The organism is Microbacterium sp. B19, from assembly GCF_000333395.1.
Lineage (GTDB): Bacteria > Actinomycetota > Actinomycetes > Actinomycetales > Microbacteriaceae > Microbacterium.
Genome location: NZ_BADA01000141.1, coordinates 1 through 1,466 on the forward strand (window position 1 = coordinate 1; position 1,466 = coordinate 1,466).

Below are 1,466 nucleotides of genomic sequence, written 5' to 3' on the forward strand. Positions count from 1 at the left end.
ACGATCGAGGTTGTGCGCCTCGGCCAGCGCGACGCGGAATTCGCCGGGCCGGTCGATCCGCGGGAGTTCCGCGCGGACCCAAGCGTCCACGGCATCCTTGCCCGCGTCGAGCAGGGTGTAAGTCGTGCGCTCGGGGCGGTTGCCGTCGCGATCCACGCCGACCTCGGCGATCAGCCCCTCGCGCTCCAGGCGCGCGATCGTGTGGTAGATCGTGCCCTTCTGCAGCGGAACGAGCCGATCGTCGCCGCGTTCGCGCAGGAGGCGCAGCAGTTCGTAGGGGTGCATGTCGCCCTCGCGCAGGGTCGCGAGCAGCGTGACCGCGAGCGGGGTGAGGCGCGTGATGTCTGGCATCCGTCTCCTTGGTCCGTGTCGACTAGTCCACATGGACTATAGCGCATGTCAGGCTCACGCGCCCCGGGCGTCCGGCAAAGCGTTCGGTGTCCAGAACACGCGGACGCACCGCCGCACCATCCGCGTGTCTTGGACACTCAACGGTCGGACGACGCGACGCCTGAGAACCCGAAGGGTTCGGTGTCCAGAACACGCGGACGCACGGCCGCACCATCCGCGTGTCTTGGACACTCAACGGGCTGCCGAGACCCCCCGGATGCCACAACCCGGCGGCACGGCGACCGGAACGCCGCAGCCCCGGTGCAGCCGCAGCACCCGCCGCAGCCTCGGAACGCCGCAGCACCCCGCCCCCGCCCCGGCGCTACCCCAACGGCGCGTCGGCGTCCGCCGCGCGACGCCGCCGCCACCGGGCGGGGAGGCCGAAGATGCCGCGCTGGTTGGCCTCTTCGACCTCGAGCCCGTAATGCTCGCCGATCTGGTCGCGCAGCTGCGCGCGCTCGACGCGGTCGTACGCCTTCAGCTCCCGACGGAAGGCGACGACCGTCGCCGCGCAGATCGCGAGCAGCACGAGACTGAACGGCAGCGCGATGCTGATCGCCGCCGTCTGCAGCGCCGTGAGTCCACCGGCGATCAGCAGGGCGAAGGCGATGACCGCGGTCGCGAGAGTGAAGAAGATGCGCGTCCATCGCGGCGGCTCCTCCTCGCCGCCGGTCGCGATCATGCTCATCACGAGCGCGCCGGAGTCGGCCGACGTGATGAAGAAGATCCCGATGAGCACCAGGAACCCGATCACGAGGAACACCGAGCCCGGAATCGTCTCGAGCAGCTGGAACAGCGCCGTCGACACGTCGATGGTGCCGTCCGCGCCGACGAAGGTGGCGGAGCCGGTGAGCTCGGCGTAGATCGCCGAGCCGCCGAGCACCGTGAACCACAGGATGCCGACGAGGGTGGGCACGAGGATCACTCCGGTGACGAACTCGCGCACGGTGCGTCCACGGGAGATGCGCGCGATGAAGATGCCGACGAACGGCGCCCACGAGATCCACCAGCCCCAGTAGAACGCCGTCCACGTGCCCTGCCACGCGACGCCCGCGTCGCCGGAGTACGCGCTCGTG

Annotated in this window: 2 protein-coding genes; both read right to left on the reverse strand. The window is 70.2% G+C overall.

Translation table 11 applies throughout. From position 1 onward, the window contains the following. Positions 1–351: PadR family transcriptional regulator (locus tag I5G_RS05285; RefSeq protein ID WP_026095663.1), on the reverse strand; the 351-nt coding region annotated here is incomplete at its 3' end. Between the two features lie 361 nt (positions 352–712). Then, a partial coding sequence (locus I5G_RS20780; RefSeq protein ID WP_022878129.1) for a BCCT family transporter occupies positions 713–1,466 on the reverse strand: 754 nt, incomplete at its 5' end.